We start from the raw sequence: 530 nt of genomic DNA, 5'->3' as shown, positions 1-530 counted from the left end.
ATTCATGACTGGGGTGAAGTCGTAACAAGGTAACCCTAGGGGAACCTGGGGTTGGATCACCTCCTTACCTTAAGATGCCGACGTTGTTGAGTGTTCACACAGATTGCCTTGATTCAAAGTAGTTAGAGCAAAGACCTGATGCGCCTTGGCGTGTCAGTGCTTATCTGGCTTAGGTCAGATGAGAGAAGCCCTGTCATTGGGTTTTGGGATGTGAATAATGGCGCTCGGCCTCGCAGGCTCAGCACTCGCCATTACCCAAAATCTGCACTGCTAGCGCAGCGCAAAGATGATTTTGGGTCCCCTTCGTCTAGAGGCCTAGGACACCGCCCTTTCACGGCGGTAACAGGGGTTCGAATCCCCTAGGGGACGCCACTTCTCTTCTTGCTAACAAGAATGCAGACATAAGCATGCGTGTTTATGTCTGTTTTCTTCGGTCGATGACCGTTGCAAACATGCTCTTTAACAATCTGGAAAGCTGATTTAAAAAGTAGTTCTCAAACATTTGTTACAAGTGCTTTGGAAACTTCTTG

The 530-nt window shown here is 48.3% G+C and carries 1 tRNA gene and 1 rRNA gene; both read left to right on the top strand.

Annotated elements, in window-relative coordinates:
• Window positions 1–67, top strand: a 16S ribosomal RNA gene (locus tag OKC28_RS22935); the annotation flags it as partial.
• Between the two features lie 229 nt (window positions 68–296).
• Window positions 297–372, top strand: a tRNA-Glu gene (locus OKC28_RS22930).
• Window positions 373–530: the final 158 nt, after the last annotated feature.

It is taken from the genome of Aeromonas sp. D3 (genome assembly GCF_027705025.1).
Lineage (GTDB): Bacteria > Pseudomonadota > Gammaproteobacteria > Enterobacterales > Aeromonadaceae > Aeromonas > Aeromonas salmonicida.
This window is presented reverse-complemented; position numbering and strand designations above follow the sequence as displayed.